25 protein-coding genes, 1 tRNA gene, 1 other RNA gene and 1 pseudogene are annotated in these 24,949 nt (G+C 69.3%); 16 read left to right on the top strand and 12 right to left on the bottom strand.

Annotated features, from left to right (window positions below):
• Nucleotides 1-27 precede the first annotated feature (27 nt).
• The 9 genes and pseudogenes from rpoD (at nt 28) to ssrS (ending at nt 9,164) form a co-directional block, all read left to right on the top strand.
• The gene (gene rpoD / locus RUMESO_RS10400; protein ID WP_037280058.1) at nt 28-2,019 is read left to right on the top strand and encodes an RNA polymerase sigma factor RpoD; all 1,992 of its coding nucleotides are present in this window, start codon (nt 28-30) and stop codon (nt 2,017-2,019) included.
• A gap of 282 nt (nt 2,020-2,301) precedes the next feature.
• Nucleotides 2,302-2,634 (top strand): antibiotic biosynthesis monooxygenase, encoded by a 333-nt coding sequence (locus RUMESO_RS10395; protein WP_037280057.1) that lies wholly within the window; start codon nt 2,302-2,304, stop codon nt 2,632-2,634.
• 22 nt (nt 2,635-2,656) lie between these two features.
• Complete coding sequence (locus RUMESO_RS10390) at nt 2,657-2,989, top strand: antibiotic biosynthesis monooxygenase (protein ID WP_051521215.1); 333 nt, start codon at nt 2,657-2,659, stop codon at nt 2,987-2,989.
• An 872-nt stretch (nt 2,990-3,861) separates the two neighbouring features.
• Nucleotides 3,862-4,221 carry a hypothetical protein gene (locus RUMESO_RS10385; RefSeq protein WP_211262855.1) on the top strand — a complete coding sequence of 120 codons (360 nt, stop codon included), beginning with the start codon at nt 3,862-3,864 and terminating at the stop codon, nt 4,219-4,221.
• Nucleotides 4,222-4,223: 2 nt separating this feature from the next.
• On the top strand, nt 4,224-4,535 hold the full coding sequence (locus RUMESO_RS10380) for an antibiotic biosynthesis monooxygenase (protein WP_051521214.1): 312 nt from the start codon (nt 4,224-4,226) through the stop codon (nt 4,533-4,535).
• 114 nt (nt 4,536-4,649) lie between these two features.
• Entirely contained in the window at nt 4,650-6,269 is a 1,620-nt protein-coding gene (locus tag RUMESO_RS10375; RefSeq protein WP_245639224.1) for a DNA recombination protein RmuC, read from the top strand.
• A gap of 127 nt (nt 6,270-6,396) precedes the next feature.
• Nucleotides 6,397-6,864, top strand: coding sequence for a transcriptional regulator NrdR (gene nrdR / locus RUMESO_RS10370; protein ID WP_037280056.1), 468 nt, complete (start codon nt 6,397-6,399; stop codon nt 6,862-6,864).
• A 17-nt stretch (nt 6,865-6,881) separates the two neighbouring features.
• Nucleotides 6,882-7,936 (top strand): annotated as a pseudogene (gene ribD, locus RUMESO_RS10365) (bifunctional diaminohydroxyphosphoribosylaminopyrimidine deaminase/5-amino-6-(5-phosphoribosylamino)uracil reductase RibD).
• Nucleotides 7,937-9,008: 1,072 nt separating this feature from the next.
• A non-coding RNA gene (gene ssrS, locus RUMESO_RS28500) (6S RNA) lies at nt 9,009-9,164 on the top strand.
• 11 nt (nt 9,165-9,175) lie between these two features.
• On the opposite strand, the gene RUMESO_RS10355 is transcribed toward ssrS, so the two are convergent.
• The 4 genes from RUMESO_RS10355 to ribB form a co-directional block, all read right to left on the bottom strand.
• Nucleotides 9,176-9,355 carry a hypothetical protein gene (locus tag RUMESO_RS10355; RefSeq protein ID WP_037280053.1) on the bottom strand — a complete coding sequence of 60 codons (180 nt, stop codon included), beginning with the start codon at nt 9,353-9,355 and terminating at the stop codon, nt 9,176-9,178.
• Between the two features lie 62 nt (nt 9,356-9,417).
• On the bottom strand, nt 9,418-9,915 hold the full coding sequence (nusB, locus tag RUMESO_RS10350; protein ID WP_037280052.1) for a transcription antitermination factor NusB: 498 nt from the start codon (nt 9,913-9,915) through the stop codon (nt 9,418-9,420).
• On the bottom strand, nt 9,912-10,433 hold the full coding sequence (locus RUMESO_RS10345; protein ID WP_156362854.1) for a 6,7-dimethyl-8-ribityllumazine synthase: 522 nt from the start codon (nt 10,431-10,433) through the stop codon (nt 9,912-9,914). Before RUMESO_RS10345 ends, nusB begins: the two co-directional genes overlap by 4 nt.
• Nucleotides 10,433-11,563 carry a 3,4-dihydroxy-2-butanone-4-phosphate synthase gene (gene ribB / locus RUMESO_RS10340; RefSeq protein ID WP_051521213.1) on the bottom strand — a complete coding sequence of 377 codons (1,131 nt, stop codon included), beginning with the start codon at nt 11,561-11,563 and terminating at the stop codon, nt 10,433-10,435. Before ribB ends, RUMESO_RS10345 begins: the two co-directional genes overlap by 1 nt.
• Nucleotides 11,564-11,991: 428 nt before the next feature.
• Between ribB and RUMESO_RS10335 the strand changes: the two genes are divergently transcribed.
• Nucleotides 11,992-12,945 (top strand): alpha/beta fold hydrolase, encoded by a 954-nt coding sequence (locus RUMESO_RS10335; RefSeq protein ID WP_169791153.1) that lies wholly within the window; start codon nt 11,992-11,994, stop codon nt 12,943-12,945.
• Nucleotides 12,946-12,963: 18 nt separating this feature from the next.
• On the opposite strand, the gene RUMESO_RS10330 is transcribed toward RUMESO_RS10335, so the two are convergent.
• The gene (locus RUMESO_RS10330) at nt 12,964-13,566 is read right to left on the bottom strand and encodes a riboflavin synthase (protein WP_037280049.1); all 603 of its coding nucleotides are present in this window, start codon (nt 13,564-13,566) and stop codon (nt 12,964-12,966) included.
• Nucleotides 13,567-13,678: 112 nt separating this feature from the next.
• Here RUMESO_RS10330 and RUMESO_RS10325 point away from each other — a divergent pair, with 112 nt between their 5' ends.
• Nucleotides 13,679-14,149, top strand: coding sequence for an MmcB family DNA repair protein (locus RUMESO_RS10325; RefSeq protein WP_051521212.1), 471 nt, complete (start codon nt 13,679-13,681; stop codon nt 14,147-14,149).
• A gap of 23 nt (nt 14,150-14,172) precedes the next feature.
• On the opposite strand, the gene RUMESO_RS10320 is transcribed toward RUMESO_RS10325, so the two are convergent.
• A complete protein-coding gene (locus RUMESO_RS10320; RefSeq protein ID WP_037280048.1) occupies nt 14,173-14,376 on the bottom strand; it encodes a DUF6324 family protein in 204 nt (67 codons plus the stop codon).
• Between the two features lie 296 nt (nt 14,377-14,672).
• On the opposite strand from RUMESO_RS10320, the gene RUMESO_RS10315 reads away from it, so the two are divergent.
• From RUMESO_RS10315 to RUMESO_RS10290, 5 genes are all read left to right on the top strand, one after another.
• Nucleotides 14,673-14,749: transfer RNA gene (locus tag RUMESO_RS10315), tRNA-His, on the top strand.
• 709 nt (nt 14,750-15,458) lie between these two features.
• Nucleotides 15,459-15,938, top strand: a complete 480-nt coding sequence (locus RUMESO_RS10310) for a VOC family protein (RefSeq protein WP_037280047.1) — start codon at nt 15,459-15,461, stop codon at nt 15,936-15,938.
• A 256-nt stretch (nt 15,939-16,194) separates the two neighbouring features.
• Nucleotides 16,195-16,952, top strand: a protein-coding gene (locus RUMESO_RS24135) for an IS5 family transposase (protein WP_425414896.1) whose coding sequence is annotated in 2 segments (ribosomal slippage) — nt 16,195-16,530 and nt 16,533-16,952 — 756 coding nt in all. Because the reading frame shifts where the segments join, the coding sequence is not laid out codon by codon here.
• A 575-nt stretch (nt 16,953-17,527) separates the two neighbouring features.
• Nucleotides 17,528-17,959 (top strand): DUF488 domain-containing protein, encoded by a 432-nt coding sequence (locus tag RUMESO_RS10295; RefSeq protein WP_037280044.1) that lies wholly within the window; start codon nt 17,528-17,530, stop codon nt 17,957-17,959.
• Nucleotides 17,960-18,462: 503 nt separating this feature from the next.
• Entirely contained in the window at nt 18,463-19,416 is a 954-nt protein-coding gene (locus RUMESO_RS10290) for a TIM barrel protein (RefSeq protein ID WP_037280043.1), read from the top strand.
• 82 nt (nt 19,417-19,498) lie between these two features.
• On the opposite strand, the gene RUMESO_RS25720 is transcribed toward RUMESO_RS10290, so the two are convergent.
• The 6 genes from RUMESO_RS25720 to RUMESO_RS10260 all read right to left on the bottom strand — a co-directional run bounded on the left by RUMESO_RS25720 (nt 19,499) and on the right by RUMESO_RS10260 (nt 24,948).
• Entirely contained in the window at nt 19,499-19,699 is a 201-nt protein-coding gene (locus tag RUMESO_RS25720; RefSeq protein WP_051521211.1) for a hypothetical protein, read from the bottom strand.
• Between the two features lie 335 nt (nt 19,700-20,034).
• Nucleotides 20,035-20,886 (bottom strand): Gfo/Idh/MocA family protein, encoded by an 852-nt coding sequence (locus tag RUMESO_RS10280; RefSeq protein WP_211262854.1) that lies wholly within the window; start codon nt 20,884-20,886, stop codon nt 20,035-20,037.
• Nucleotides 20,843-21,118, bottom strand: a complete 276-nt coding sequence (locus tag RUMESO_RS25095) for a hypothetical protein (RefSeq protein ID WP_051521209.1) — start codon at nt 21,116-21,118, stop codon at nt 20,843-20,845. The genes RUMESO_RS10280 and RUMESO_RS25095 overlap by 44 nt, the downstream gene beginning before the upstream one ends.
• Nucleotide 21,119: 1 nt before the next feature.
• Complete coding sequence (locus RUMESO_RS10270; RefSeq protein ID WP_037280042.1) at nt 21,120-23,066, bottom strand: bifunctional 5-dehydro-2-deoxygluconokinase/5-dehydro-2-deoxyphosphogluconate aldolase; 1,947 nt, start codon at nt 23,064-23,066, stop codon at nt 21,120-21,122.
• 14 nt (nt 23,067-23,080) lie between these two features.
• Nucleotides 23,081-24,085, bottom strand: a complete 1,005-nt coding sequence (gene iolG, locus RUMESO_RS10265) for an inositol 2-dehydrogenase (RefSeq protein WP_037280040.1) — start codon at nt 24,083-24,085, stop codon at nt 23,081-23,083.
• Nucleotides 24,086-24,177: 92 nt separating this feature from the next.
• The gene (locus RUMESO_RS10260) at nt 24,178-24,948 is read right to left on the bottom strand and encodes an ATP-binding cassette domain-containing protein (RefSeq protein WP_037280039.1); all 771 of its coding nucleotides are present in this window, start codon (nt 24,946-24,948) and stop codon (nt 24,178-24,180) included.
• Between the last annotated feature and the right edge of the window lies 1 nt (nt 24,949).

The following is a 24,949-nucleotide window of genomic DNA, read 5'->3' as shown; positions in this document are numbered from 1 at the left end:
AATCACCCGATCCCGAGGGAGTCCCCCATGGCCGCCAAGGACACCGAAGAACATACCAAGGACGACGCCGACGACGGGGACATCTCGCTCGACATGAGCCAGGCCGCGGTCAAGAAGATGATCGCTGAGGCCCGGGAGCGCGGCTACATCACCTACGACCAGCTCAACGCCGTCCTTCCCCCCGACCAGGTCTCGTCCGACCAGATCGAGGACGTGATGTCCATGCTCTCGGAGATGGGCATCCAGGTCACCGAGGAGGAGGAGTCCGAGGAGGTCGAGGAGGAGCTCCAGGGCTCGCGCGAGGTCGCCGTGGTCGGCGGCAACCGCGACGTGGCGCTCGCGGGCGCGGAGACCGAAAAGCTCGACCGCACGGACGACCCGGTGCGCATGTACCTGCGCGAGATGGGCTCGGTGGAGCTCCTGTCGCGCGAGGGCGAGATCGCCATCGCCAAGCGCATCGAGGCCGGGCGGAACACCATGATCGCGGGCCTCTGCGAGAGCCCGCTCACCTTCCACGCCATCACGATCTGGCGCGACGAGCTCCTCAGCGAGGACATCCTGCTGCGCGACGTGATCGACCTGGAGGCCACCTTCGGGACGCAGCTCGACACGGATCAGGACATGGAGCCGCTCGTGGATGCCGGGGACGTGTCCTCGGCGTCGCGCGCCTCCTCCTCGGGACCGGAGTTCGACGCCGACGGCAACCCGATCGTCCGCGAGGACGAGGAGGAGGACGACGACCAGTCGAACATGAGCCTCGCCGCCATGGAAGCGACGCTGAAGCCGCGCGTGCTGGAGACCCTCGAGTCCATCGCGCGCGACTTCGCCACGCTTTCGGAGATGCAGGACGCCCGGATGTCCGCGACGCTGAGCGAGGGCGGCACCTTTTCGGCCGAGGACGAGGCGACCTACCAGAAGCTGCGAGGCGAGATCGTGGCGCTGGTGAACTCGCTCCATCTGCACACGAACCGCATCGACGCGTTGATCGACCAGCTCTACGGCATCAACAAGCGGATCATGACGATCGACTCCGCCATGGTGAAGCTCGCCGACCAGGCGCGCATCAACCGGCGCGAGTTCATCGACGAGTACCGGGGCTCGGAGCTCGATCCTGCCTGGCTCGACCGCATGGGCCAGAAGGCGGGCCGGGGCTGGCAGATGCTGCTGGAGCGGTCGCGCGAGAAGATCGAGGAGCTGCGCGGCGAGATGGCCCAGGTCGGCCAGTACGTCGGCGTGGACATCAGCGAATTCCGCCGCATCGTCCAGCAGGTCCAGAAGGGCGAGAAGGAAGCCCGGCAGGCCAAGAAGGAGATGGTCGAGGCGAACCTGCGCCTCGTGATCTCCATCGCCAAGAAGTACACGAACCGCGGGTTGCAGTTCCTTGATCTCATTCAGGAAGGCAACATCGGCCTGATGAAGGCCGTGGACAAGTTCGAGTATCGGCGCGGCTACAAGTTCTCGACCTATGCGACCTGGTGGATCCGGCAGGCCATCACGCGGAGCATCGCGGATCAGGCCCGGACGATCCGCATCCCGGTCCACATGATCGAGACGATCAACAAGCTCGTCCGCACGGGCCGCCAGATGCTCCACGAGATCGGCCGGGAGCCGACGCCCGAGGAACTGGCGGAGAAGCTCCAGATGCCTCTGGAGAAGGTCCGCAAGGTGATGAAGATCGCCAAGGAGCCGATCTCGCTCGAGACCCCAATCGGGGACGAGGAGGACAGCCAGCTCGGCGACTTCATCGAGGACAAGAATGCGATCCTGCCGCTGGACTCGGCCATTCAGGAGAACCTGAAGGAGACGACGACGCGGGTGCTGGCCTCGCTGACCCCGCGCGAGGAGCGGGTGCTGCGGATGCGCTTTGGCATCGGGATGAACACGGACCACACCCTTGAGGAGGTGGGCCAGCAGTTCAGCGTGACGCGCGAGCGGATCCGCCAGATCGAGGCGAAGGCGCTGCGGAAGCTGAAGCATCCGTCGAGATCGAGGAAGCTGAGGAGCTTCCTGGACCAGTGACCGGAAGGCGCCCTGCGGGGCGCCTTTGTCGTTTCGGAGCAGGCCATCGGGACGCCGGGGCTCAAAAGAGTATCAACCCGGACCGATTTCCGGTATGCTTCAAGGGCTCCCGGGGCCCAGCTCGTCATGGGCCGGTTCGGCCGAGGGCCTCTCGGATGCATCGGGCCTTCCACCGTCCCGGTGCTTCGGGCGGCCCATGTCCCGGCGCTGGCGCTCGCCCCTGAGCGAGGCGCCCTCCGCCGGCGGCCCGCGCGCCCGGGACCAAGGAGAAGGGAGAACGACATGGAAGCCTCGAACGTCGTCCGGTTCCGCGTGAAGGCCGGGCACGAGGACGAGTTCATCCGGTTGCATGAAGACGCCCGCACCGAGGAGTGGCCCGGGCTTCGCTCCGCCTATCTGGTCCGGACCGGCGAGCGCACGTTCTGCTTCGTCGGCGAGTGGGACAGCATGGAGGCGCTGGCCTCGGGCCGCCCGGCGATGATCGCCGAGCTCGACCGCTTCCGGGGCATCCTGGAGGACCTGGGCGGCGGGCTCGGGGTGACGGACCCGGTCTCGGGCGAGATCGTCCTCCGGCTCCGGTCGCGGGCCGGCCAGGACATGCGCGCGATGGCGTGACCTTCGACAGGGGAGGAGCCAGATGGAGGCGTGCAACGTCATTCGGATGCGGGTCAAGCCCGAATACGAGGAGGAGTTCCTCAGGATCAACGACAACCCCGGGCATGACGTGGAGCATGGCCTTCGGACCTCGCTCCTCGTCAGGACCGGCGAGCGGACCTACTGCTTCGTGGGCCAGTGGGACAGCCTGGAGGCGCTGGCGACCTCCGGTCCGGTCGTCGTCCGGGAGCTCGATCGGGTGAGCCATATGCTGGAGGACCTGGGCGACGGAAAGGGTTGCCTGGAGCCGATCTCGGGCGAGGTCGTAGCAAGGCGCCGCTATCCCGAGCTCCCGGGCGAGTACTGGTCCGGCTGAGGCGGTTCGGGGCCGTGCGTCCGGCGAGGCGCGGGACGACGGCCATCGGCGGGCCGCCCGATCAGGGCGGCCCTCGCGACGAACGGTGCGTTCCCCCCCGCCGATGGGGAGCAGCCACCGAAGCTTTGCGCAGGACGCCACTCCGGCGCGAAGGGGGCGGGATCTCGTCCCGCGGCGGCCGGGGCCTCCCGCCGGGGCGCCGCGCCAGCGTGCTGGCCGCGCTCAGGGGCAGTTCGGTCATCCCGGTGGGACCGGCTTCCTCGGTCCTGTAAAGAGCTGAGCACCCGGGGCGCTCCGAGGGAGGGCGGGGCCGAGGGGGCGGAGGTCGGAGACCCGTCGCCAGCCATCGTTGCCGCCCTGCCCCCGACCGGGGGGAAGGACTTAGTCATCGCGGGACCCCCTCCCTGTCTTCTGGACCGGCTCCGGACGGCGCCGTGCGGCCATCCGGTCCAAGTCGGCTCGAGCGGTGGGGCGGGCCTTGCCAGGTCCCCGAGGGTCTCAACTCCGCGCGTGGGAATCAGAGTGCCGGACAGGGATTAACGGATGGTAAATGCGGCGTTCGGTGCCCCCGGGCGCGACGCAACACCCGAGGAACAAGCTCACGGTATCTCAGCGAAATTTATCGGGAGGAGGTGTTGCGTGGCCGGGTGTGCCGTGGCGGGCGTTCGGCGACTCGTTGAAGGGGCCAGCGGCCCCGGGCGCCGAAGCGCAGCCCGCGCCGGCCTTCGATGGCCTCCAGTCTGGGCCGGCGAGGCACCGGACCGCGCGTCGTGGCGCCCCTTCGGCGGGGCCGCAACTCGGTGTCCCGAAGCGCCATTCCGGTGTAGGATCGGCCCCGTCGCTGGCGCCGGATCGGACAGAGGAGGACTCCCATGGAGGCCTGCAACGTGGTGCGGATGCGCGTGAGGCCGGGGTTCGAGGCCGAGTTCCTGGCCTTCAACGATCCCGGGCATCCCGACATCCCCGGAATGCTGGACGCTTGGCTCGTCCAGACCGGAGAGCGCGACTTCTGCTACGTCGCCCGATGGGTCAGCCGGGACGCCTTGGTCGCGGGCCGGGGGCCGATGGTCGCGGAGCTGGACCAGATGCGGCACATGCTGGAGGACCTCGGGCCCGGCCTGGGCGTGACGGACCCGGCTTCGGGCGAGATCGTGTCGCGCAAGCGGACTCCGGTGGTGCCGTTCCGGGGCGAGGCGACGGGGGTGGGAGTGGCATCCGAGCTGGGGAGGTGACGATGGTTGCGTACAACGTGGTGCGGGCGCGGGTTCGCCCGGAGTTCGAGGCCGAGTTCCTGAGGGCCAACGACGATCCGGGGCACGAGATGGAGGAGGGGCTCCGAAGCATGAGCCTCGTGCGGACCGGAGATGGGGAGTTCTGCCTGATCGGCGAGTGGGACAGTCTGGAGGCGATGACGACGGCAAGGCCGGCGCTCTGGGCCTGGCTGGACCGGATGCGGCCGATGCTGGAGGAGGGGGCCGAGGTCTCGGGACAGTGCGTAGCGCGGCTCCGCCCCCGCGTCGCGGAGGGCGACTGGCGGTCGTGCTGAGGGGGGTGCGGGTGGTGACCTTCGCGCGTCGGCGCCTCCGCGGTCGGACACCGGGCGCTTGACGGGCCGGCGCCGAACCGCGACCCTTGGCGGCGTGTTGCCGAGGAGGCCCTGTTGGACGCCCAGACCCTGACCCTGATGGCCTGCGCGGCCTTGCTCCTGCTTGCCGTGCTGGGGCTTCTCGCGGCGCGCTCGGCCAAGGTGGAGTGCGCGGCGCTGCGGGCCGAGGGGATGGCGCGGCTGCGGGAACTGGAGCAGGCGCGGGCCGAGGCGCAGGTGGCGCGGGCGCAAGGCGACGGGCAGGGCCAATTGGTGCGGGACCGCGAAGCGCTGCTGACCGAGGTCAGGGCGGAACTGGAGGCCCTTCGGTCGGGCCATCGCGAGGCCGTGGCGGCCCATGCGGAGGCCGAATCGCGCTGCGCCAAGTCGGACGAGGCCGTGCAGCGGCTTGAGGCGGCGGCGCGGCAATTGCGCGAGGACGGGGCGCGGGTGGCGCAGCAGATGCGGGATGACGCCGCCCTGGTGGCGCAGAGGCTCCAGGCGGCGGAAGCGGAGCTCGGGAAGCTTCGGGCCGACCACGCAGCGCTCCAGACGGAGCGGGACGAGAGGCTCGCCTCGGCGGAGCGGGAGGTCGAGGGCCTCAAGGCCATTCGAGAGGAGATGACCAAGGAATTTCAGGCTCTTGCGAGCCGAACCTTGCGTGAGACGGGAAGTCAGTTCTCGGAGTTGAACCAGCAGAAGCTGACCGAGCTGCTGAACCCCTTCCGCGAGCAGGTGGGGCGGTTCGAGACCGAGCTCAGGGCGGTCCATCAGGAGGCCGACAAGGACCGGGCGGTGCTGGCCGAGCAGATCCGGGCGCTGTCGGCGCAGGCGCAGTCGGTCAGCCAGGACGCGGCGAACCTCGCCCGCGCGCTCAAGGGCGACAAGCAGCGGCAGGGCGCCTGGGGGGAGGCGCAGCTCGAGCGCTACCTCGAGCTGATGGGCTACAAGCGCGACGTGGACTACGAGGTGCAGGCGAGCCGTACGGGCGACGAAGGGGACCGGCGGCGGCCGGACGTGATCCTCCACATGCCCGGGGGCAAGGCGCTGGTGATCGACAGCAAGGTGTCGCTCTCGGCCTATGCGGATGCCATCGCGGCGGAGACGGAGGAGGAGCGCGAGCGCTGCCTGCGGCTCCATGCCCGCAACGTGCGCGATCGCGTGGACGAGCTGGCGGCGCGCGACTATGCCGGGATGGTGGACGGGTCGGTGGACTGGGTGCTGCTGTTCATGCCCATCGAGGGGGCGGTGAGCGCGGCCTGGGCCTATGACGGCGAGATCGCCGCTTATGCGATGGAGCGGGGAGTCGCGCTGGCCTATCCGACCTCGCTGCTCATGGCGCTGAAGACCGTCAAGCACCTGTGGAACGTCGAGAAGCGGAACCGGAACGCGGAGCAGATCGCCGACCGGGCCGGCAGGCTCTACGACAAGCTGAGCACCTTCCTGGAAAGCTTCACGCGCGTGGGGAACGCGCTCGACGACGCGCGAAAGGCCCATGACAAGGCGATGGGGCAGCTCACCCGCGGGGCAGGGAACCTCGTGGGGCAGGTCGAGAAGCTGAAGTCGCTGGGTGCTCGGACCGGCAAGTCGCTGGGCGTGGCGCATGATGCGGAGGTCGAGGGGGAAGAGGGGCCGGAGGTCCTGCCGCCACCCGCCAACGACGACGTGATCCGGTCGGTCTCGGCGGCGGAGTAGCCCCGGGCCCGCCTCGGAGGTGTCGTGTGCCCTGGCGGCGACCCCGGGGGCCGCGCCGTGACGGGATGGCTACCCAATCCCTGCGCCCCTTCCTATGGTGCGGCGCAGGACAGGAGACCCCAAATCCATGCGCTGCCCGTTTTGCGGAAACGTCGATACGCAGGTCAAGGATTCCCGACCCGCCGAGGACCATGCCTCGATCCGGCGGCGGCGGTTCTGCGCGGCCTGCGGCGGACGGTTCACGACCTACGAGAGGGTGCAGCTCCGCGACCTCGTAGTCATCAAGTCGAACGGTCGGCGCGAGGACTTCGACCGCGAGAAGCTGGAGAGGTCGGTGCGGATCGCGATGCAGAAGCGGCCCATCGAGGGCGAGCGGATCGAGCAGATGGTCTCGGGCATCGTGCGGCGGCTGGAGTCTCTGGGCGACACGGACATCCCGTCCCGGCAGATCGGCGAGTTGGTGATGGAGAGCCTCGCCCGGATCGACACGGTCGCCTATGTGCGGTTCGCGAGCGTGTACAAGAACTTCCAGGCCGTGGACGACTTCGACCGCTTCATGGCGGAGCTGCGGCCCGTCGAGACGCACGAACCGTGACCGAGGACGAGCGCTGGATGGGGCTCGCGCTCGCGCTCGGACGGCGGGGGTGGGGGCGGGTCTGGCCAAATCCCTCGGTGGGCTGCGTGATCCTGAGGGACGGGCGCGTGCTCGGGCGGGGCTGGACGGCGGATGGGGGGCGGCCCCATGCCGAGGCGCGCGCTCTGGCGCAGGCGGAGGACGTTCGCGGGGCGACGGCCTATGTCACGCTGGAGCCCTGTGCGCATCACGGCCGGACGCCGCCCTGCGCCGAGGCGCTTGTGGCGGCGGGCCTGGCCCGGGTGGTCGTCGGGACGGGCGACCCCGATCCGCGCGTCTCGGGGCGCGGGATCGCGATCCTGCGCGAGGCGGGGATCGAGGTCATGGTCGGGCTGCGCGAGGCAGAGGCCCAGGCAGACCTCTCGGGGTTCCTGCTGCGTGTGACCGAGGGGCGGCCCTTCGTGACGCTGAAGCTCGCGGCCTCGCTGGACGGACGGATCGCGACGGCCTCGGGCGAGAGCAAGTGGATCACGGGGCCGCAGGCGCGGGCGACGGTGCAGGCGCTGCGGGCGCGGCACGATGCAGTGATGGTGGGCGGCGGGACGGCGCGGGCGGACGACCCGCTGCTCACGGTGCGTGGGATGGGGAGTCGTCCGCAACCGGTGCGGGTGGTGCTGTCGCGGGGCCTCGACCTGCCGCTCGATGGGCAGCTTGCGCGGACGGCGCGCGACGTGCCGCTCTGGCTGATGCATGGCGCGGGAGCCTCGGCCGTGCCGTGGGAGGCGGTTGGAGCGCGCTGCTTGGCGGTGTCGGCGGGACTGGAAGGCTTGGACCTGCGGGCCGCGCTTGGCGCACTGGCGGCGCAGGGCCTTACCAGGGTGCTCTGCGAGGGGGTGGGCAGGTGGCGGCGGGGCTGCTGAAGGCCGGCCTCGTGGACGAGCTTGTCGTCTTCCACGCCGGTCTCGCTCTTGGCGCCGAAGGACGAGCGATGCTGGGGCCGTTGGAGCTCGGGCGACTGGCGGAGGCGCCCCGGTTGCGGCTTGCCGAGATGCGGGCCGTGGGGGGCGACGCGATGAGCCGGTGGGTGCGGTAGGGGCGGGACCGGAGGCCTCGTGGCCTGCAGGCTTCGTTCGACCCTGGTCAGGAGATCGTCGAGGCGCAGCTTGTGGATGCCGTGGAGTTGGCCGACTGCCGCTGTCACCGCGTCGAGGTTTTCGGGCGCGTCGCCCACCTCGATCGGGGCGACCAAGCTCACACCGAAGTGGGGCGCGCAATCGATGGCGTGAAGATCGGGCTCGGTGACGGTGACCGGCACGGGCTCGCCCATGATCCCGCTATCGATGGGGTGGGCGGATTTGGGGGCCGTGTCCTCGATGGCGGCGAGCGTGCGGCCGGCCTCCGTTGGGACGAGGTTGGTCATGTGGCCCGACTGGACGTGCGGGAAGTCGGCCTCGGGGATCATGGCGCTGGGCTCGCCCCGGTTGGGCATCTCGGTCTGGAAGCTGTCGGCCAAGGACGCTGCGCCGGGCAGCGCGAGGTGGGCGGACGGGCGAGGGACTCGAGACGCATCGGAATGACCCTTCCACGGCAATCCGGTTTGCGTCGGACCATGTGCTGCGCTGTGCCGCAGCGATCCGGATTTATCCGGGCTCAGACTCGGCGCGAACAATCGCGAACCACGGTCGGTTCTGCAGGTTGCGTCCGGGACGGGGGACAAGGCACCGGGAGCGCTTCGACCTGCCTCCGGGTCGGCGCGGCTCGGCCAGGGCCTTGGGAGGAATGGGTCGGTCGTCCTTGATGCCCTGATGACGGAGTTTGGAGGGCGGGTATGCGGCTGGTGAACAAGGCTGAGGGCGGCCGGTTCCCAGGGAAGTCGACGGCAGAGACGTTTTGGGAGCGGCAGCCGGTGCTTGTCACTTGGCTTCTCGACGAGGGACGATTCCGAAGCTTTGGAGCACCTCGGGGTTATCTGCTCAGTCTTCTCCATCGGTTCTTGAAGAGATGGTCTTCAAAGGTGGCGCGATGTCTGTCGCGCTCGGCTGGATGAGTCCATCGGGTCTTGCCCATGAAGGTGAAAGTCGTCTCGCCTGTGCTCCAGGTGTCCTGAAAATCACCTAGGGACATCCTTGCGCGTAGGGGCCAGGGACCCTACCTTCAGGCTTGGCGGGCTTCTGCCCCTCGCGTGAACGGGTTCGATTCCAGTGGCCTATAACGACTCCGAGGGAGTCGGCTCTGGTCAGGTCCAGGCCTGATTACCTGACGCCCACCTGTATGCACAGGTCCTCGGGAAACGTCACCCACACGGTTGCCGCGGTTCCCGCCACCGCATCCTTCAACAAGGCTCGCGCCGTTGGTCGTGGCGAGCCCGGTTCATGACCCGTCGCCACCCCTCCCACGAGACGGGGCGGTGGTCGCCCCAGCGCCGCTCCACGCGAAGGCGGATCGTCTCGGCCCTCCGCTGGGCCAGGACCATCAGGACGGCCCCAAGGGCCAGACCCATGACGAACAGCATCCGCAACCTCCCGCGCGCGATCCGAGTCGGGCCATCATGGCCCAGCCCAGGTTGACAGGCGGTTAAGAGCGCCGCGGTTCCCCAGGGAACGCCTGCGGCCGGGCCCCGCGGGCCATGTGGTCGAGCACAGCGTTGACGAAGGCCTTCTCGCGGCCCTCAGGAAAGAAGGCCTCGGCGATGTCGACGTATTCGGTGATGACCACGCGCGGCGGCGTGTCGGTCGCCACCAGCTCGGCCCCGGCGGCGCGGAAGAGGGCGCGGAGCGTGGGGTCGATGCGGTCGATGGGCCACTTGGCCACGAGCGCGCGGTCGGTCATCTGGTCGATGCGCGCCTGGTGGTTGACGGCCTCGAGGGTGATCTTGCGGAAGAGGTCCACGTGACCCTCGGCCATCTCCACGCCGTCCTGCTCCGCGCCGAAGCGGTGCGTCTCGAACTCGCGGGCGACGCGGTCCACGGGAGCGCCGGAGGCCTCCATCTGGAAGAGGGCCTGCACGGCATAGAGGCGGGCCGCCGACTTGCGCTGAAGCTTGGGGTCGATGGCCTTGCGCGGGACGCTCATTCGCCGGCCCCGAGACGGTCGCCAAGGAAGCCCAGCTTCTTCTCCGGGCGCTGCCAGCGGCGGGAGAGCTGCAGGAGGTGGAGCGCCGCCGCCGCCGCGCCGCCGCCCTTGTCCTGGCCAGAGGCCTCGGCGCGGACGCGGGCCTGCTCCTCGTTCTCGACGGTCAGGATGCCGTTGCCGATGCAGTGACCCTGGAGGCCGAGGAGGGTGATGCCATGGGCCGACTCCTCGACCACGGTGTCGTAATGGGTCGTCTCGCCCCGGATGACGCAGCCCAGCGCGACGAAGGCGTGGAACTCGCCAAGGCGGGCCGCCATGCCGATGGCGGGGGCGATCTCGAGGGCGCCGGGGACCTCGGCGGTCTCGTGGGTGGCGCCCCAGGCCTCGATCTCCGCCCGCGCGCCGTGGAGGAGCTGGTTGGCGATCTCGCGGTAGTAAGGGGCGACGACGATCAGGACCTTGGCGGGCTTGTCGCCGAAGCGGCCACGTTCGAGGCCTTGGGTCTGAGGACCGGCCATCATTCGCCCCCCGTGATCTGGCGGGTGCCCACGATTTCTATGCCATAGGCGTCGAGCCCCACGACGCGGGGCTTGGGGCTGTTGGAGAGGAGCACGATCCGGTGGAGGCCCAGCGAGGAGAGGATCTGGGCGCCGAGGCCGTATTGGCGCAGGGTCTGGGGAGAGACCTCGTGCTCGAGGGCGAGCTTCATGTGAAGGTCGCGCAGCAGGACCACGGCGCCGCGACCCTCGGCGGCGATGAGGCGCATGGCGTCCTGGAGCTCGTGGGCGCGCCCCTGGGGCCCGGTGCCCACCAAGTCGAGGAGGGGATCGAAGGCGTGCATCCGAACGAGGGCGGGCTCGTCGCCCGAGAGGTCGCCCTTGAGGAGCGCGATGTGCTCGGCCCCCTGGATCTGGTCGGTGTAGATGCGGAGCGTCCAGTCGCCGCCGAACTCGGACTGAATCGTCCTCTCCTCGCGCACCTTGACGAGGTTGTCGTGCCGGCGGCGGTAGGCGATCAGGTCCGAGATGGTGCCGACCTTGAGGCCGTGCTTCTGGGCGAAGGCGATGAGCTCGGGCAGGCGGGCCATGGTGCCGTCCTCGTTCATCACCTCGCAGATGACGCCCGAGGGGTTGAGGCCTGCGAGCCGCGCGATGTCCACCGCCGCCTCGGTGTGCCCGGCGCGGACGAGGACGCCGCCGTCGCGGGCGCGCAGGGGGAAGACATGGCCGGGGGTGGCGAGGTCCTGGGCTCCGTGCGCGGCGTCGATGGCCACCGTGACGGTGTGGGCGCGGTCGTGGGCGGAGATGCCGGTGGAGATGCCCTCGCGCGCCTCGATGGAGATGGTGAAGGCGGTCTCGTGGCGCGAGGAGTTCTGCTGCGCCATGAGGGGAAGGCCCAGCTCGTCCACCCGCCGCTCGGTCAAGGCCAAGCAGATCAGCCCCCGGCACTCGCGCGCCATGAAGTTGATCTTCTCGGGCGTGATCATCTGAGCAGGCACGATCACGTCGCCCTCGTTCTCGCGGTCCTCGTGGTCCACCAGAACGACCATCCGTCCCTCCCGGGCATCGGCAAGGATGTCCTCGATGGGTGAAATGGCCTCCGACCAGTCGCGCTCAACGGGGCCAGGGTTCTCGTAGGCTAGGGTCATGGGGCGGTGCTCCTGTCCGGGGGGCAGATAGCGGACGCGCGGGGCGATGGGAAGGGCGCAGAGGCTGTGCGGCCGTGCGGGGCATGGAGGGCATCGGGCGATTCGGATGGCGCGGCGGGAAGCCGGGACGGGGCCAGCGATCCATGGGACGACCGTTCGGTCGGGGCCGGGAGTGCAACGGCCCTTGCGCGATCGCAGAGGGAGCGGGGATCGGGCCAGGAGTCTCCCCGAGGCTCTCGCGGACCCGGCACCCCCTTCCCGACGTGGGAGGGTGATCGGGCCATGGAGGTTCGGGCCGGTTCCGGGTTCGCCGGCCATTCGGACGTGGTTGCGGCGACACCGCGAATCAGGCCGCCGGTGCCGTTGATTGCCCGGAGGCGCGCCTTCTGCTACCCCTACGGCAGGGGACAGCGAGGGAAGCTTCAAGCGTGCGAGTCGCCGGCGTGATCGAGCTTGGCTGGTTCGTGCTCCTGGCGGCGCTCTTGGCGGCGGCCAGTGTCAATACCCGCCTCCTCGCCGCCTGCGCGGAGCGGGACTATCCCGCCGGAGGAGCCTTCCTGGACGTCGACGGCGTTCGGCTGCACTACGCCGAGCAAGGCGGCGACGGGCCGGCGGTGGTGTTCCTGCACGGCAACCCGGGCTCTCTGCATGACTTCGACGCCGTGCTGCCGCTGGCGGCCAGGCAGGAGCTCCGCGCCATCGCTTTCGACCGCCCGGGGCACGGCTACAGCGAGCGCCCGGCCGGCCAGGTCGACGTGCATGAGCAGGCCCGGCTGATCCACGATGCGCTGGCCCAGCTCGGCGTGACGAAGCCGATCCTCGTTGCGCATTCCTGGTCCGGCGCCCTGGCGCTGGCCTATGCGCTCGACCATCCGGGCGAGGTGCGTGGGCTCGTGCTGCTGGCGCCTGTCGCCTATGGCAGCCAGCGCTTCGGCTCGGGGCTGGAGCAGGCGACGCAAGTCCCCGTCCTGGGGACGATCCTGGCCTGGACCGTGATCGCTCCGCTGGCCGGCAAGATCGTCCCCGGAATCCTGACCGTAGCCTACGCGCCCGACCGGGTGCCCGAGGACTATGCGGCGGCCGCCCTCGCCATGTGGATGCGGCCGGGGGCGTTCCTGGCCTGGGCCCAGGACATGGACCTTCTCCAGGATGAGCTGAACGGGATGTCCCCGAGCTACGGATCCATCGCCGCTCCCGTCCAAATCGTGCTGGGCGAGCTGGACGGCCTCGTTCCCGGCGACCTGCACGGCCGGCCCCTCGCAAGGGCCATCCCCGGCGCGGGGCTGACGGTCGTGCCGGCGTTCGGGCACGAGGTCCCGCAACTTCGGCCGGACCTCGTCATGGATGCCGTCGAGCGAATCCTCGAGGCCGACGCGGGCTGACAGCGGAGCCTGCGGGCCTCAGGCCCAGTCCCGCAGGCGCGCGACGTAGCGGGCCATCGTGTCCACCTCGAGGTTCACGGGCTGACCCTCGCGCAGAGCGCCCCAGGTCGTGACCTCCTTGGTGTGGGGGATCAGGTTCACGCCGAACTCGCTGCCCTCGACCTCGTTCACGGTGAGGGAGATGCCGTCGAGGGCGACGGAGCCCTTGGGGGCGATGAACTTCGCGAGCTGCTCGGGCGCCCGGAGGCGGACGCGGGTGCTGTCGCCCTCGGGTCGTACGGAGACCACCGTCGCCACGCCGTCGACATGGCCCGAGACGATGTGGCCGCCGAGCTCGTCCCCGACCTTGAGGGCGCGTTCGAGGTTGATGCGGTGGCCGGGGACCCAGCCGGCCGCGCCGATGTTGGTCTTGTCCAGAGTTTCGGCCGAGACCTGCACCTCGAACCAGTCGCGCGGCTCGTGGCCCTTGGCGACCACGGTCAGGCAGACGCCGTCGCAGGCGATGGAGGCACCGATGTCGATGCGGTCGGGGTCGTAATGGGTCCCGATGCGGGCGCGGAGGTCGCCCTCGCGCTCCACGGACAGGATCTCGCCCTGGTCGGTGACGATGCCGGTGAACATGCTCGGCCCCTTCTGCTGCCGTGGCCTAGCTAGGCGCAGACGCGGGGCGGCGCAACGGGATGTGACGCGGGGCGCGCTTGACCCGGGGCACGGGCGTGGTGAGATTCAGAGGATGCCGCTCCCTCAGCCCGCGCTCGACCTGCCCGTGCCGCCGCCCCGACCGGGGCAGCTCCTGGCGCGCGGGGTCTGCCGGCACCTGCTGTCGCATGACTTCGTGACGGTGGAGGAGATGACGCCGGCGCCGGGGCTGCGCGTGGACGTGATGGCGCTGGGCCCGAAGGGGGAGCTCTGGGTCATCGAGTGCAAGAGCTCGCGCGCGGACTTCCAGGGGGACCGGAAGTGGCAGGGCTACCTGGAGTTCTGCGACCGCTTCTTCTGGGCGGTGGACGCGGACTTCCCGGTGGAGCTGTTGCCCGACGACATGGGGCTCATCATCGCGGACCACTACGACGCGGAGATCGTGCGGATGGGGCCGGAGACGAAGCTTGCCGCGCCACGGCGGAAGCACCTGACGCACCGCTTCGCGCGCCATGCGGCGCTGAGATGGCATGGGGCCCGGGACCCCGGCCTCGGGCTGCGCTGAGGCGCGCGGATCGCGCTGGCCGTCTAGCGCCGCTTCTTGCCGCCCATGCCGCGGGCGATCTCGGCGGCGGCGCGGATCTCCTCGGCGATCTCGAGGGCTTCCTCGGGCTCGAAGTCGAGGGGGAGCTCGACGCCGCCTTCGGCCTCCACGTAGATGCGGACCATGCCGACGGAGGTCGGACCGATCTGGAGGTTGGCCGACACGTCGCTTTGCTTGTCGATGCCCATGGGCGCCCCCTGCTGTGGCCTGGCCTTGGGCGTAGCGCGGCCCCCGGGCCCTTGCAAGATGGACGGGAGCCCGGCCCGCCGTCCCACCGGGCCCCAGGAGGGTGGGCTTGGCGTCGTTCCCCGCCGGGACGAGCCCTTCCGGCGTCGAGGCCTCCATGGATCGCGCCGGGTTGCCAGTGCCTTCGCCTCGTTCAGGTCGGCCCTGCCCGAGACCCGCCACTGGCGGACATGACCCGGCCCCCCGGCCTGCGAGGGCCTTGCATTCGCGGTTTCCTGGCGCTAGGTCCCCCACGAGTGCCGCCTTAGCTCAGTTGGTTAGAGCACCAGATTGTGGATCTGGGGGTCCCCCGTTCGAGCCGGGGAGGCGGTACCATCCATTGCCCTGCGAAACCGCTGCCTGATTGGCTCCAGCGCGTCTCTCCCAGGGAGACTCGGTAAGGCGATGAGATCGTGCAGGAAGGTGTGACCAAACGGGGTTCCGCCGATGAAAGGCGTCAGCATTCGCTGACAAAGGTGCTGGAACTCGTGAAGGCGCGAGGACGTCACAGTTAGGTCGTCGGCCTCAGGGTCGTGTCATGGCAGCTCCGGGCCTTCAGCGACGACCTTGATCCCTGTTCCTCGGTTGCGGCAGCGCGGAGAACTGGCGGGTGCGGAGCGACCGGAGGCTGGAACTTGCGGCGGTGCAAGCGATTGACCGGTGGCCGTGAGGATGGCTAATTCGCTTTCCTGTCGCCATTTCCTGGGCCAGGAGTGGAGCGGGCTCACCGCTGTGGGCACAATCTCAACAATCGAGCGTAAGGTTCGAGACACCATGAACCCTCCGAAATTCAGGTTGAAGCCCTTGCTCGATTTCAGGGAGGCGAGTGGAAATTGGAGCCCTGTCCTAGGTTCGGGAAAGATTGAAGACCGCCACTCGCGGCGTGATCCAGAGAGATCAGGCCTGCGTGGTTGCTGCCTTTCTTGATGCGCAGCGACAGTCTCGCGATAGGGTTGAGGCGGTGAAGGACGAGTGTCAGACTCCGCCGATCGGAAGGACTCCGAGGCGCTTCGGCCCAAAGGCCCAGACAGCGAAGGGACAAGCCATGACCACCGCCAAGAACACGATCTGCCTTTGGTACGACAGCGACGCCGAAGCGGCGGCCACGTTCTATGCGGGGACCTTTCCCGATAGCGCGGTCAGGGCCGTCCATCGTGCGCCCAGCGATTTTCCGTCCGGCAAGGCCGGGGATGTGCTCACGGTCGAGTTCACGGTGTTCGGCATTCCCTGTCTTGGACTCAATGGCGGGCCGGCCTTCCGTCAGTCCGAAGCCTTCTCGTTCCAGATCGCGACCGAGGACCAGGAGGAGACCGACCGCTACTGGAACGCCATCGTCGGCAACGGCGGGCAGGAGAGCGCCTGCGGCTGGTGCAAGGACCGCTGGGGCGTGAACTGGCAGATCACGCCGCGCGCGCTCACCGAGGCGCTGGCAGCCGGCGGCGGCGAGGCGAAGCGTGCCTTCGAGGCCATGATGACCATGCGCAGAATCGACGTGGCGACGATAGAGGCGGCCCGGCGCGGGTAACGGCGGCGCCGACCTGACGGTCGAGTATCGAAGGTCATGGCCTCTCGAGGGCCTTGTCGGGGAACTGGACGGGCCCGAGATGCCGATTCATGCCATGCGTTCGTGGTGCCGCTTGCTGTCGCCTAGCTTCGCCTTGTGCCTCCGGGGGTGCCGTGTCTCTGGAAACGACCCTCGATGGTCCTAGGCTCCAGACCTGTAAGCACTCTGGCCTTTCAGCGGCTTAGCTGATTCACGCTGCTCGGCTTTGGAGGGCGGCATGAGCGGGCAGTTCTGGTTGAGCGACGAGCAGGTGGAGCGGCTGAGGCGGTACTTCCCGAAGCCCCGAGGCAAGCCGCGCGTGGACGATCGGAGAGTGCTGAGCGGGATTCTCCACGTCCTGCGCAACGGGCTCAGGTGGCAGGACGCGCCGGCGGTCTACGGGCCGCACAAGACCCTCTATAACCGCTTTGCCCGGTGGTCCCGGCTGGGCGTTTTCGCCCGCATCTTTCGTGACTTGGCCAGGCCTGGTCCGGACGGGGACACCCTCATGATGGACAGCACCCACCTCAAGGCTCACCGAACGGCGGCAAGTCTCAGAAAAGGGGGCTCCGCCCGAGGGCGATCGGGCGTACCAAGGGCGGCCTGAACTCCAAGCTCCACATGGTCAGCGACGGCAAAGGCCGGCCGCTGACCTTCTTCCTGTCCCCTGGCCACATGAGCGACGCCAAGGGCGCCCTGGTGCTGCTGGCCGAGATGCCACCCGCCAAGCGCCTGCTGGGCGACAAGGGCTATGATGCCGACTGGCTGCGAGACGAGCTGAAGGCCCGCGGCGTCCGGGTTTGTATCCCGGCCCGCAGCAAGCGAAAGCGCCCCGCCACCCACAACCACAAGCTCTACAAAAAGCGCTGCCGGATCGAGAACGCCTTTGCCCGCCTGAAAGACTGGCGAGGCATCGCCATGCGCTACACCCGCTGCGGCGACCTGTTCCTGTCCGCTATCGCTCTGGCCGCAGCCTTCATCTTCTGGCTGAGGTAGTGAGTCTGGTGCCTAAAGTGATCCTTCCAATGGGTTCGAAGGTGGCGATTTTGCGGAGGTCTACGCCTGCGATGGTGGCCGTGCGCACGATGTGGGCGGCCCGCTCCTCGACTAGGTCGCAGCGGGTGCATAGGCCCGACGGGAGGTCGCGGAGGGTCGGCCTACCGAGGTGGTAGAGGAGGGCGAGGACCCGGGCCCAGAGGAGAGCTTCGTCAGGTCTTCCTAATGACCGGTTGGTCGTTGCCGCGAACTCGCATCTGATGCAGCCGGCCGATGGCCTGCCGGTTCCGGCTGTTCTGCGTGGCGGAGTCCACCGGGACCCGGCCTGGGAGGTGACGACCCCATCCGGCAATCGAGCGGCGGCATCGAGCCGGTCCTTCGCCGGCCTCGATCCGTGCCAGCTTAGTGCGCTTCTCAAAGGATCGTGAGCCGACGGTCCTTGCCGCTCCTTGCCAGACAACATGCAAGGCAGGCTCACTCGGCTGGCGCTGTCATCGTCTTTCACGATACCTTTGAGCATGGCTAGGCGGGTCCGTCGCGGCCATGATCGGAGACACAGCGAAAGCGGCATCAGCATGATCCTGTCCACCATCGGCTACGAGGCCGCCACGCTGCCCGAGGTGATCGCGAAGCTGCGGGCCGCGGGCGTGGAGGTGGTCGTGGATGTCCGTGCCGTTGCGGCCTCGCGCCGGGCCGGGTTCTCGAAGTCGGTCCTGCGGGCCTCGCTCGCGGCCGAAGGCATCGGCTACGAGCATCTGCGAAGCCTCGGGACGCCAAAGCCGGGGCGCGAGGCGGCCCGCAAGGGGCGCGTCGCGGAGATGGAGGCGATCTTCGCCGAGCACATGGCGACGCCGGAGGCGCAGGACGGGCTCGCCCTCGCGACCGCCATTGCCCGCGACAGGCACGCGGCGCTGCTGTGCTTCGAGGCTTGCGCCAAGGGCTGTCACCGTCGGATCGTGGCAGGCATGATCCGCGACGCGACGGGATGCGACGTGCAGGACCTCTGAGGGTCGTTCCTCTCCCGCGCCGGCGTGCTCGTCTCCGGCGGCACGGTTCCTGTCACCGTGGACCATGCGCTGAAGGAGGACCATTGCCGGCTACATGGATGGAACTCGCACGCTGGCCGTCGCATGTCCGCTCGAACGCCTTGCAGGTGGCGGCTCAGCGGTTCTTCAGGAAAGCGTCGAGAGGCCGGCCGGCGGTCCCTCGATCTGCGTACGGCCTTCGACATCCCGACGACTGCGGATCACCGATTGAAGCGCATTCCGACCGTGCATTCCGTGCGGGTTCCGGGTGCTGCCGGCGGCCAGCGCAAAGGTCTGTCGGTGCCGGCCGTCCGCATGCATCAGGAGGTGAGGCCAAGCTTTTCCGACCGCGACCCGCGTGGTCCGTCGATGTGGGCATGTTCGCAGGGTCGAATCCTTGCAAAACCCTTGCCTCCAGGGTTCAACGAGCGTCTGGACGTCGCTTCGCCGGGAGGGCCCGGCGCCTTGTGGAAGGGATAGTCGCGATGAGCATCACCATCACCACGGCCCCGTGCTGCTGGGGCGTCGACGACGTGCGAAACCCGAACCTGCCACCTTGGGGGCTCGTCTTCGACGAGGTCGCGGCGGCGGGATACGGCGGACTGGAGCTCGGTCCCTACGGCTATGTACCGCTGGACATCGACCTCGTCTCGAGGGCGCTGGGTGCGCGTGGGTTGTACATCGTCGCGGGGACGATCTTCGACGACCTCGTCTCGGCCGGGAACCGCGAGAATCTCCTCCGCCAGACCGCCGAGATCTGCGATCTCGTCACCCGCCTGCCCAAGCCGCCCCGGAGCGACGGCCAGCGGTTCGGTGCGCCGTACCTCACGGTCATGGACTGGGGCCACGACGAGCGCGACTTCGCCGCCGGCCATCCCGACCGCGCGCCACGACTTTCGGACGAGGACTGGGCGGGGATGGTCGCCAACATCTGCGCCATCGCCGAGCTGGCCCGCGATCGGTTCGGCGTGCGCGCGGTCGTCCATCCCCATGCGGGCGGCTACATCGAGTTCGAGGACGAGATCGAGCGCATCGCGAGGGACATCCCGCCCGAGGTCGCAGGCTTCTGCCTCGATACCGGCCACACCTACTATGCGGGCATGGACCCGGTGGAGATGCTGCGCCGCTACGCGGACCGTCTCGACTACATCCACTTCAAGGACATCGACCGCGCCGTCCTCGACCGGGTCATGGGCGAGCGCATCCGCTTCTTCGAGGCCTGCGCTCAAGGCGTGATGTGCCCCATCGGCAAGGGCGTGATCGACTATCCGGCGATCCGGCGCCTTCTGGACGAACTCGGCTACGAAGGCTTCGTCACGGTCGAGCAGGAGCGTGACCCGCGTAACGCGGAGGGCAGCCTTGCGGACGTGAAAGTCAGCCGCGACTATCTCACCTCGGTCGGATTCTGTGCGACACGGTCGGGGCCACTTCCGTCATGATCCAAGGTGGAAGGAAGGCGGCGGGAGCCGTCTGTCGTTCGCCCCGTGGCGTCGTGCTCGAAGGGTCGGCCAAGGCGGTCGATCAGCCGCGCCGGATGGCGCCCTGGCTGGGTGCGAGGCAGACCGCGAGGATGCAGGCGATGGCGGCCCCTGCTTCCCAAGTCCAGCCGTCGCCGAGGCTGGGGCGATCTGGCGGCGTCTCGTCGAGGATGTCCTCGCGTTCACCCAGCTCGCCCCAGCGGCGTCCCGCTGCGGTGAGGAGGGCGCGGCCGTCCATCGTCACGTGGATGGTCTCCCTGCCTCCATGGCGTCGGCCGCCTTCTCGCCTGCACGGAGCCGGCTGAGCTGGGAAACGACATAGCTCTAGCCCGTCGAGTCCCTCGTCATTCCTGGACCTTGCCATGGGCGCGGAAGGACCCGAGCAAGAATCCGGCTGTTGCTTCGTCCCTCTCCGGATGAACCACTCGTCTTCTGTCGCGAGGTCCCCGACATTCCGGCTTGGTCCTGCGTGACATGCGCTCGCCCCCTGGCTGCGGCCCATGGGGAGGCCGCCGGGTCTCGTGGCGCCGAGGCGGCAGTGGTCCCGTCGTCCTGGGAGCGGGACGAGGCCCGACCATGTCAGGGATGACCGGCTAAAGCGCGATGGAGCGCCCTTCGAGGGCGCTCAGACGGGCTGCGTCGAGCACGGTCAGAACATCGATCGTCTTCGGCGGCCGTCACCGGTGCCGCTGCGCCGTCGTGGATGGCGTGCGCAAACGCGGCGTAGAAGTCGTGGTAGCGCCCCTGCTCCGCAGGCACTTCGACCTCACCTGCGGCGGTGCGCAAGATGCCCCAGCTTGTCCGGGGTTCGAACCCCCAGCCGGACAGGTCCTGGGTGGGACGCCGGCCCGCGAAGATCGACTGCGCCTGAACGTCCGTGCTCGAGGCGACATAGCTGCCCGCTTGGCCATAGGCCCTGAGCTCGCGCATCGCGAGGCGATTGAGCTTGCTGGCCGACAGGTGCGAGTGTGTTCCGGACTCGTGGCGGAGGGTGAGCGTGAAGCCTGCGTCCGTTCTGCCTTGAGGCAGATCCAGGAAGTCGAGCTGAGCGTCCACGGCCCGCACCGGTCCCAACAGCCATAGCATCTGGTCCACGAGGTGGCTGCCTAGGTCACGCAAGAGCCCGCCCGTAGGTCCGGCCTCCAGCGTCGAGGGTTGATCCAAGTCCATTCGCGAGTGAACCCGCCAGAGCGGACCGAGGCAGCCGTCGGAGACGACCTTGCGCAGGGTCCGCATGTCCGAGTCCCATCGACGGTTGTGGAACACACTCAGGATCACTCCTTTGGCCTTGGCCGCGGCTTCCAGTTCGCGTCCTCCCTCCGCGCTGGGCGCGAAGGGCTTGTCCGCGATCACGTGCAGGCCCGCCGCTATGGCTTCCAGGACCAGCTCACGCCGGGTTTCCGGAGGTGTCGTGACCGTTACGGCGTCCAAGCTCCCTGCAGAGATCATTGCGGCCAGGCTTGGATCGATCGCCACGTGAGGCAGCTCTGCCCGGGGGGAGCGCATCGCCGATGCCCTTCAAGGCCTCGCCGATGCCCGCGACGTTGCCGTGGCCGAAGATGGCCCAAACGCCTTCGATGAAGCGCTGGCCGTCCTCGGTCATCTGCACCGAGAGCCAGCGCATCATCGCCTGCGCGGCGGTCAGACGGATCGTTTCCATCATATCATGCCTCCTGCGGGATCACGTGGCCCGCGTCCTTCTCCGTGCCGGTCCGGGCATCCGCCCTGGCCTGGTCCCAGACCTGGGCGAGGGTGCGGAAGCGCTCGGCCATCTGGGCGACGGCCTGCTCGTCGGTCATCTCGCCCCTGAGCCAGGCGCGGGCGGCGGAGCCGAAGATGGTGCGGCCCACGGCGAAGCCCTTGACGAGGGGCTGGCGGGCGGCGAGGGCGAAGCTCGCGGCCAGCTCCTCGGCGGGGGCGTCGAGGCCGAGGACGACGACGCCGCGCACGTGGGGGTCGTGCCGGGTGATGGCGTCGCAGGCCTTGGCCCAGGCGCCTTGCGTCCTGAAGGGCTCGAGCTTCCACCAGTCGGGGAAGAGGCCCAGGCCGTAGATGCGGTCGATGATCCGGGCGGTGGTGTCGTCGTCCACCGGGCCCACCTTGGAGGGGATCACCTCCAGCAGCACCTCCAGCCGGTTGCGGCGGGCGCTCGCGAAGAGCCTGAGGAGCGTCGCCTCCTGGTCGGCCCACATGGCCGCGTCGTCGTCCGGGTGGCAGAAGCAGAGGACCTTGACCACGTTCTCCAAGGGCCATTCGGAGAGGCCGCCCAGGTCGGGGCCGAGCTCGGGCTCCAGCGTCAAGGGGCGCGAGCCGGGCCACTCGACCGGGCGGCCGATCCAGAGGCCGCTGCCCGCCGCCTTGTAGAGCGCCTCGCGGCCCAGGCGGCCGTCGCAGAGGATGCCGTAGCCCGGCTGGCCGGCCGCGACGGCCTGCGCGGCCTCCAGGCAGAGGAGCTTGAAGGCGCCGATCCGCTCGGGGGTGGCGCCCTCCATCTCCTCCATCTGCTTGCGGTGGTCGAAGGCGAAGACGCGCATCCGGTCCCATACCCCGTGCCGGTTCGTGGACCAGTGGATCTGCTCGAGGTCCGCGTCCTGGCGCAGCGCCGGGGTCCTCACGCCGCGCGCGAGGAAGTGCTCGAGCTCCTCCAGCGACGGATAGGCCGGCGTGCAGCCGTGGCGGGAGACGGCGAAGGCGCCGCAGGCGTTGGCGTACTTGAGCGCCACGGGCCAGGGCTCGCCGTCGAGCCAGCCCTTGAGGAGGCCCGACATGAAGCCGTCGCCCGCGCCCAGCACGTTGAACACCTCGATCGGGAAGCCGGGGCCGGCCTCGCCGTCGTCGAGGCTGTCGGGGATGGCGTCGGTGAAGGCCACGGCACCCTTGGCGCCACGCTTGCACACCAATGTCGCCCCGGAGACGCCACGAACGGCGCGCAGCGCTTCGACGGTGTCGGTGGTGCCGCCGGCGATGTGGAACTCCTCCTCGGTGCCCACGATCAGGTCGAAGAGGGGCAGGTGCGCCTGGAGCTTGGCCGTCACCGCCGCCGACTCGATGTAGCGGCTCTCGCCCGCGCCGTGGCCCGCGAGGCCCCAGAGGTTCGGCCGGTAGTCGATGTCGAGCGCGCACTGGGCGCCGTTCTCGCGCGCCAGCCGCAGCGCCTTCAGCACCGCGGCCTCGGTGCGCGGGTGGCTCAGGTGCGTGCCGGTGGCGACCACGCTGCGCGCCTCGGCGATGAACGAGGGGTCGATGTCGTCCTCGCAGAGCGCCATGTCGGCGCAGTCGGCGCGGTAGAAGATCAAGGGGAACTGCTCCTGGTCGCGGATGCCCAGGATCACCAGCGCCGTGAGCCGCTCGGGGTCGGTCACCACCCCCCGCACGTCCACCCCCTCGCGCACGAGCTCCTCGCGCACGAAGCGGCCCATGTGCTCGTCGCCCACCCGCGTGATGAGGGCCGAGCGGAGCCCCAGCCGCGCGGTGCCCGCCGCCATGTTGGTCGGGCTGCCGCCGATGTACTTCTGGAACGACCCCATGTCCTCCAGCCGCCCGCCCACCTGCGCGCCGTACAGGTCCACCGAGCTGCGGCCAATCGTGATCACGTCCAAAGACTTGGTCATGGGGTCGTTCCTTCTCAGGCCAGGATTTCCGAGACCTTCACGGCGCGGCCTTCCTGGGCCGACTTGAGCGCCGCGTCGGCGAGGGCGAGGGCCCTGAGGCCGTCGTCGCCGGTCGTGGGCGTGGCAGTACCATTGTCCACCGCGCCGATGAAGCCCGCGATCTCGTTGGCGTAGGCCTCGGTGTAGCGGGTCATGAAGAAGTTGAGGAGCGGCGGCCGGGTGAAGCCCTGGGCGTTGGCGATCTCGATGTTGGCCTCGCGCTGGTTCTCGGCAGCCACGGAGCCCTTGGAGCCCAGCACCTCGATGCGCTGGTCGTAGCCGTAGGTGGCGCGGCGCGAGTTGGTGATGACGGCCTGCCTGCCGGAGGCGGTGCGCAGGAGGACGTTCACGCTGTCGTAGTCGCCGAGGTCGGCGATGCCGGGATCGGTCAGGACGGAGGCCGTGGCCATCACGGTCTCGGGCTCCTCGCCCAGCAGCCATCGGGCCATGTCGAAGTCGTGGATCGTCATGTCCCGGAAGATGCCGCCCGAGCGCTTGATGTAGTCGGCCGGGGGCGCCCCGGGGTCGCGGGAGGAGATGGTCACCATCTCGACCTCGCCGATGGCGCCCTGGTCGATGGCGGCCTTCACGGCCATGAAGTCGGGGTCGAAGCGGCGGTTGAAGCCCACCATGAGGGTGCCCCCGTTGGCCTGGACGGCGGCGAGGCAGCGCCTCACGCGCTCGACCGAGAGGTCGATGGGCTTCTCGCAGAACACGGCCTTGCCGAGGGCGGTGAACTGCTCGATCAGGTCGGCGTGGGTGTCGGTCGGCGTGCAGATCACGACGGCGTCGATGTCGGGGCTGGCCGCGATCTCGTCGATGCTGCGGACGGCGATGCCGTAGCCCTGGGCCAGCGACTGCGCGGCGGCGGGGATGGCGTCGGCGACGGCGACGAGCTCGGCGTCCGGGTTGTTGCGGATGGCCCGCGCGTGAACCTTGCCGATGCGGCCGGCGCCGAGAAGCCCGAATTTGACGGTCATGATGAGTCCTTGCCGAAAAGTTGGCCCCCGCTCTCGCGGGGGCGCGGGGTGGTTCGTCCTGGGGCCTGGGCCGACCTTGGCCCGGGCGGGGCTCAGATCATCGCCGAGGCGGTGTTCTGCGTCTTCACGCCGGTGATGTAGGCCACCACGTCGTTGCCGTCCGTCTCCTCCTTGCGGAGGTTGGCGACGATGTGGCCACGGCGGAAGACCACGATCCGGTCCACGAGGTCGAAGACCTGGCGCAGGTTGTGGCTGATGAGGACCAGCGGGATGCCGCGCGACTTGAGCGAGCGGATGATGTTCTCCACCTGCGCGGTTTCCTGCACCCCGAGGGCCGCCGTGGGCTCGTCCATGATGATGAGCTTGGAGGCGAAGGTCGCGGAGCGCGCGATGGCCACGCCCTGCCGCTGGCCGCCCGACATCCGGCGGATCGCGTAGTCGAGGCGCGGGATGCGCACGCCGGTCGCCCTGAGCCCGTCCTCGGTCGCCTTGCGCATTCCCCGGCGGTCGAGGATCGAGAAGGGCCCGAGGTTCACGAGGAGCTTCTCGCGGCCCAGGAACAGGTTGGCGGGCACGTCCAGGTCGTCCGCGAGGGCGAGGTTCTGGAACACGCACTCCATCCCGGCGTGACGGGCCTCGAGCGGGCCCTGGAAGTGGACCTCGTTGCCGTCGAACCAGACGCGGCCGCCGGTGCGCTGCTCCACCCCGGTGATCTGGCGCACGAAGGTGGACTTGCCCGCCCCGTTGTCGCCCACGATGGCGATGTGCTCGCCTTCCTTGATCTCGAAGTCCGCGTCCACGAGGGCCTGGATGCCGCCGTAGTGCTTGGTGAGACCTTCGGTCTTGAGAATGGTCTTGGCCATG

It is taken from the genome of Rubellimicrobium mesophilum DSM 19309 (assembly GCF_000600335.2).
Taxonomy (GTDB): domain Bacteria; phylum Pseudomonadota; class Alphaproteobacteria; order Rhodobacterales; family Rhodobacteraceae; genus Rubellimicrobium; species Rubellimicrobium mesophilum.
The sequence above is the reverse complement of the archived record's forward strand: the minus strand, read 5'-3'. Positions and strand labels throughout refer to the sequence as shown.

What these genes read in the sequence shown, in the direction of transcription:
- rpoD (WP_037280058.1), top strand. Translation starts at nt 28, where the DNA reads ATGGCCGCCAAGGACACCGAAGAACATACCAAGGACGACGCCGACGAC.
- RUMESO_RS10395 (WP_037280057.1), top strand. Translation starts at nt 2,302, where the DNA reads ATGGAAGCCTCGAACGTCGTCCGGTTCCGCGTGAAGGCCGGGCACGAG.
- RUMESO_RS10390 (WP_051521215.1), top strand. Translation starts at nt 2,657, where the DNA reads ATGGAGGCGTGCAACGTCATTCGGATGCGGGTCAAGCCCGAATACGAG.
- RUMESO_RS10385 (WP_211262855.1), top strand. Translation starts at nt 3,862, where the DNA reads ATGGAGGCCTGCAACGTGGTGCGGATGCGCGTGAGGCCGGGGTTCGAG.
- RUMESO_RS10380 (WP_051521214.1), top strand. Translation starts at nt 4,224, where the DNA reads ATGGTTGCGTACAACGTGGTGCGGGCGCGGGTTCGCCCGGAGTTCGAG.
- nrdR (WP_037280056.1), top strand. Translation starts at nt 6,397, where the DNA reads ATGCGCTGCCCGTTTTGCGGAAACGTCGATACGCAGGTCAAGGATTCC.
- RUMESO_RS10355 (WP_037280053.1), bottom strand. Translation starts at nt 9,355, where the DNA reads ATGCTGTTCGTCATGGGTCTGGCCCTTGGGGCCGTCCTGATGGTCCTG.
- nusB (WP_037280052.1), bottom strand. Translation starts at nt 9,915, where the DNA reads ATGAGCGTCCCGCGCAAGGCCATCGACCCCAAGCTTCAGCGCAAGTCG.
- RUMESO_RS10345 (WP_156362854.1), bottom strand. Translation starts at nt 10,433, where the DNA reads ATGGCCGGTCCTCAGACCCAAGGCCTCGAACGTGGCCGCTTCGGCGAC.
- ribB (WP_051521213.1), bottom strand. Translation starts at nt 11,563, where the DNA reads ATGACCCTAGCCTACGAGAACCCTGGCCCCGTTGAGCGCGACTGGTCG.
- RUMESO_RS10330 (WP_037280049.1), bottom strand. Translation starts at nt 13,566, where the DNA reads ATGTTCACCGGCATCGTCACCGACCAGGGCGAGATCCTGTCCGTGGAG.
- RUMESO_RS10325 (WP_051521212.1), top strand. Translation starts at nt 13,679, where the DNA reads ATGCCGCTCCCTCAGCCCGCGCTCGACCTGCCCGTGCCGCCGCCCCGA.
- RUMESO_RS10320 (WP_037280048.1), bottom strand. Translation starts at nt 14,376, where the DNA reads ATGGGCATCGACAAGCAAAGCGACGTGTCGGCCAACCTCCAGATCGGT.
- RUMESO_RS10310 (WP_037280047.1), top strand. Translation starts at nt 15,459, where the DNA reads ATGACCACCGCCAAGAACACGATCTGCCTTTGGTACGACAGCGACGCC.
- RUMESO_RS10295 (WP_037280044.1), top strand. Translation starts at nt 17,528, where the DNA reads ATGATCCTGTCCACCATCGGCTACGAGGCCGCCACGCTGCCCGAGGTG.
- RUMESO_RS10290 (WP_037280043.1), top strand. Translation starts at nt 18,463, where the DNA reads ATGAGCATCACCATCACCACGGCCCCGTGCTGCTGGGGCGTCGACGAC.
- RUMESO_RS25095 (WP_051521209.1), bottom strand. Translation starts at nt 21,118, where the DNA reads ATGATGGAAACGATCCGTCTGACCGCCGCGCAGGCGATGATGCGCTGG.
- RUMESO_RS10270 (WP_037280042.1), bottom strand. Translation starts at nt 23,066, where the DNA reads ATGACCAAGTCTTTGGACGTGATCACGATTGGCCGCAGCTCGGTGGAC.
- iolG (WP_037280040.1), bottom strand. Translation starts at nt 24,085, where the DNA reads ATGACCGTCAAATTCGGGCTTCTCGGCGCCGGCCGCATCGGCAAGGTT.
- RUMESO_RS10260 (WP_037280039.1), bottom strand. Translation starts at nt 24,948, where the DNA reads ATGGCCAAGACCATTCTCAAGACCGAAGGTCTCACCAAGCACTACGGC.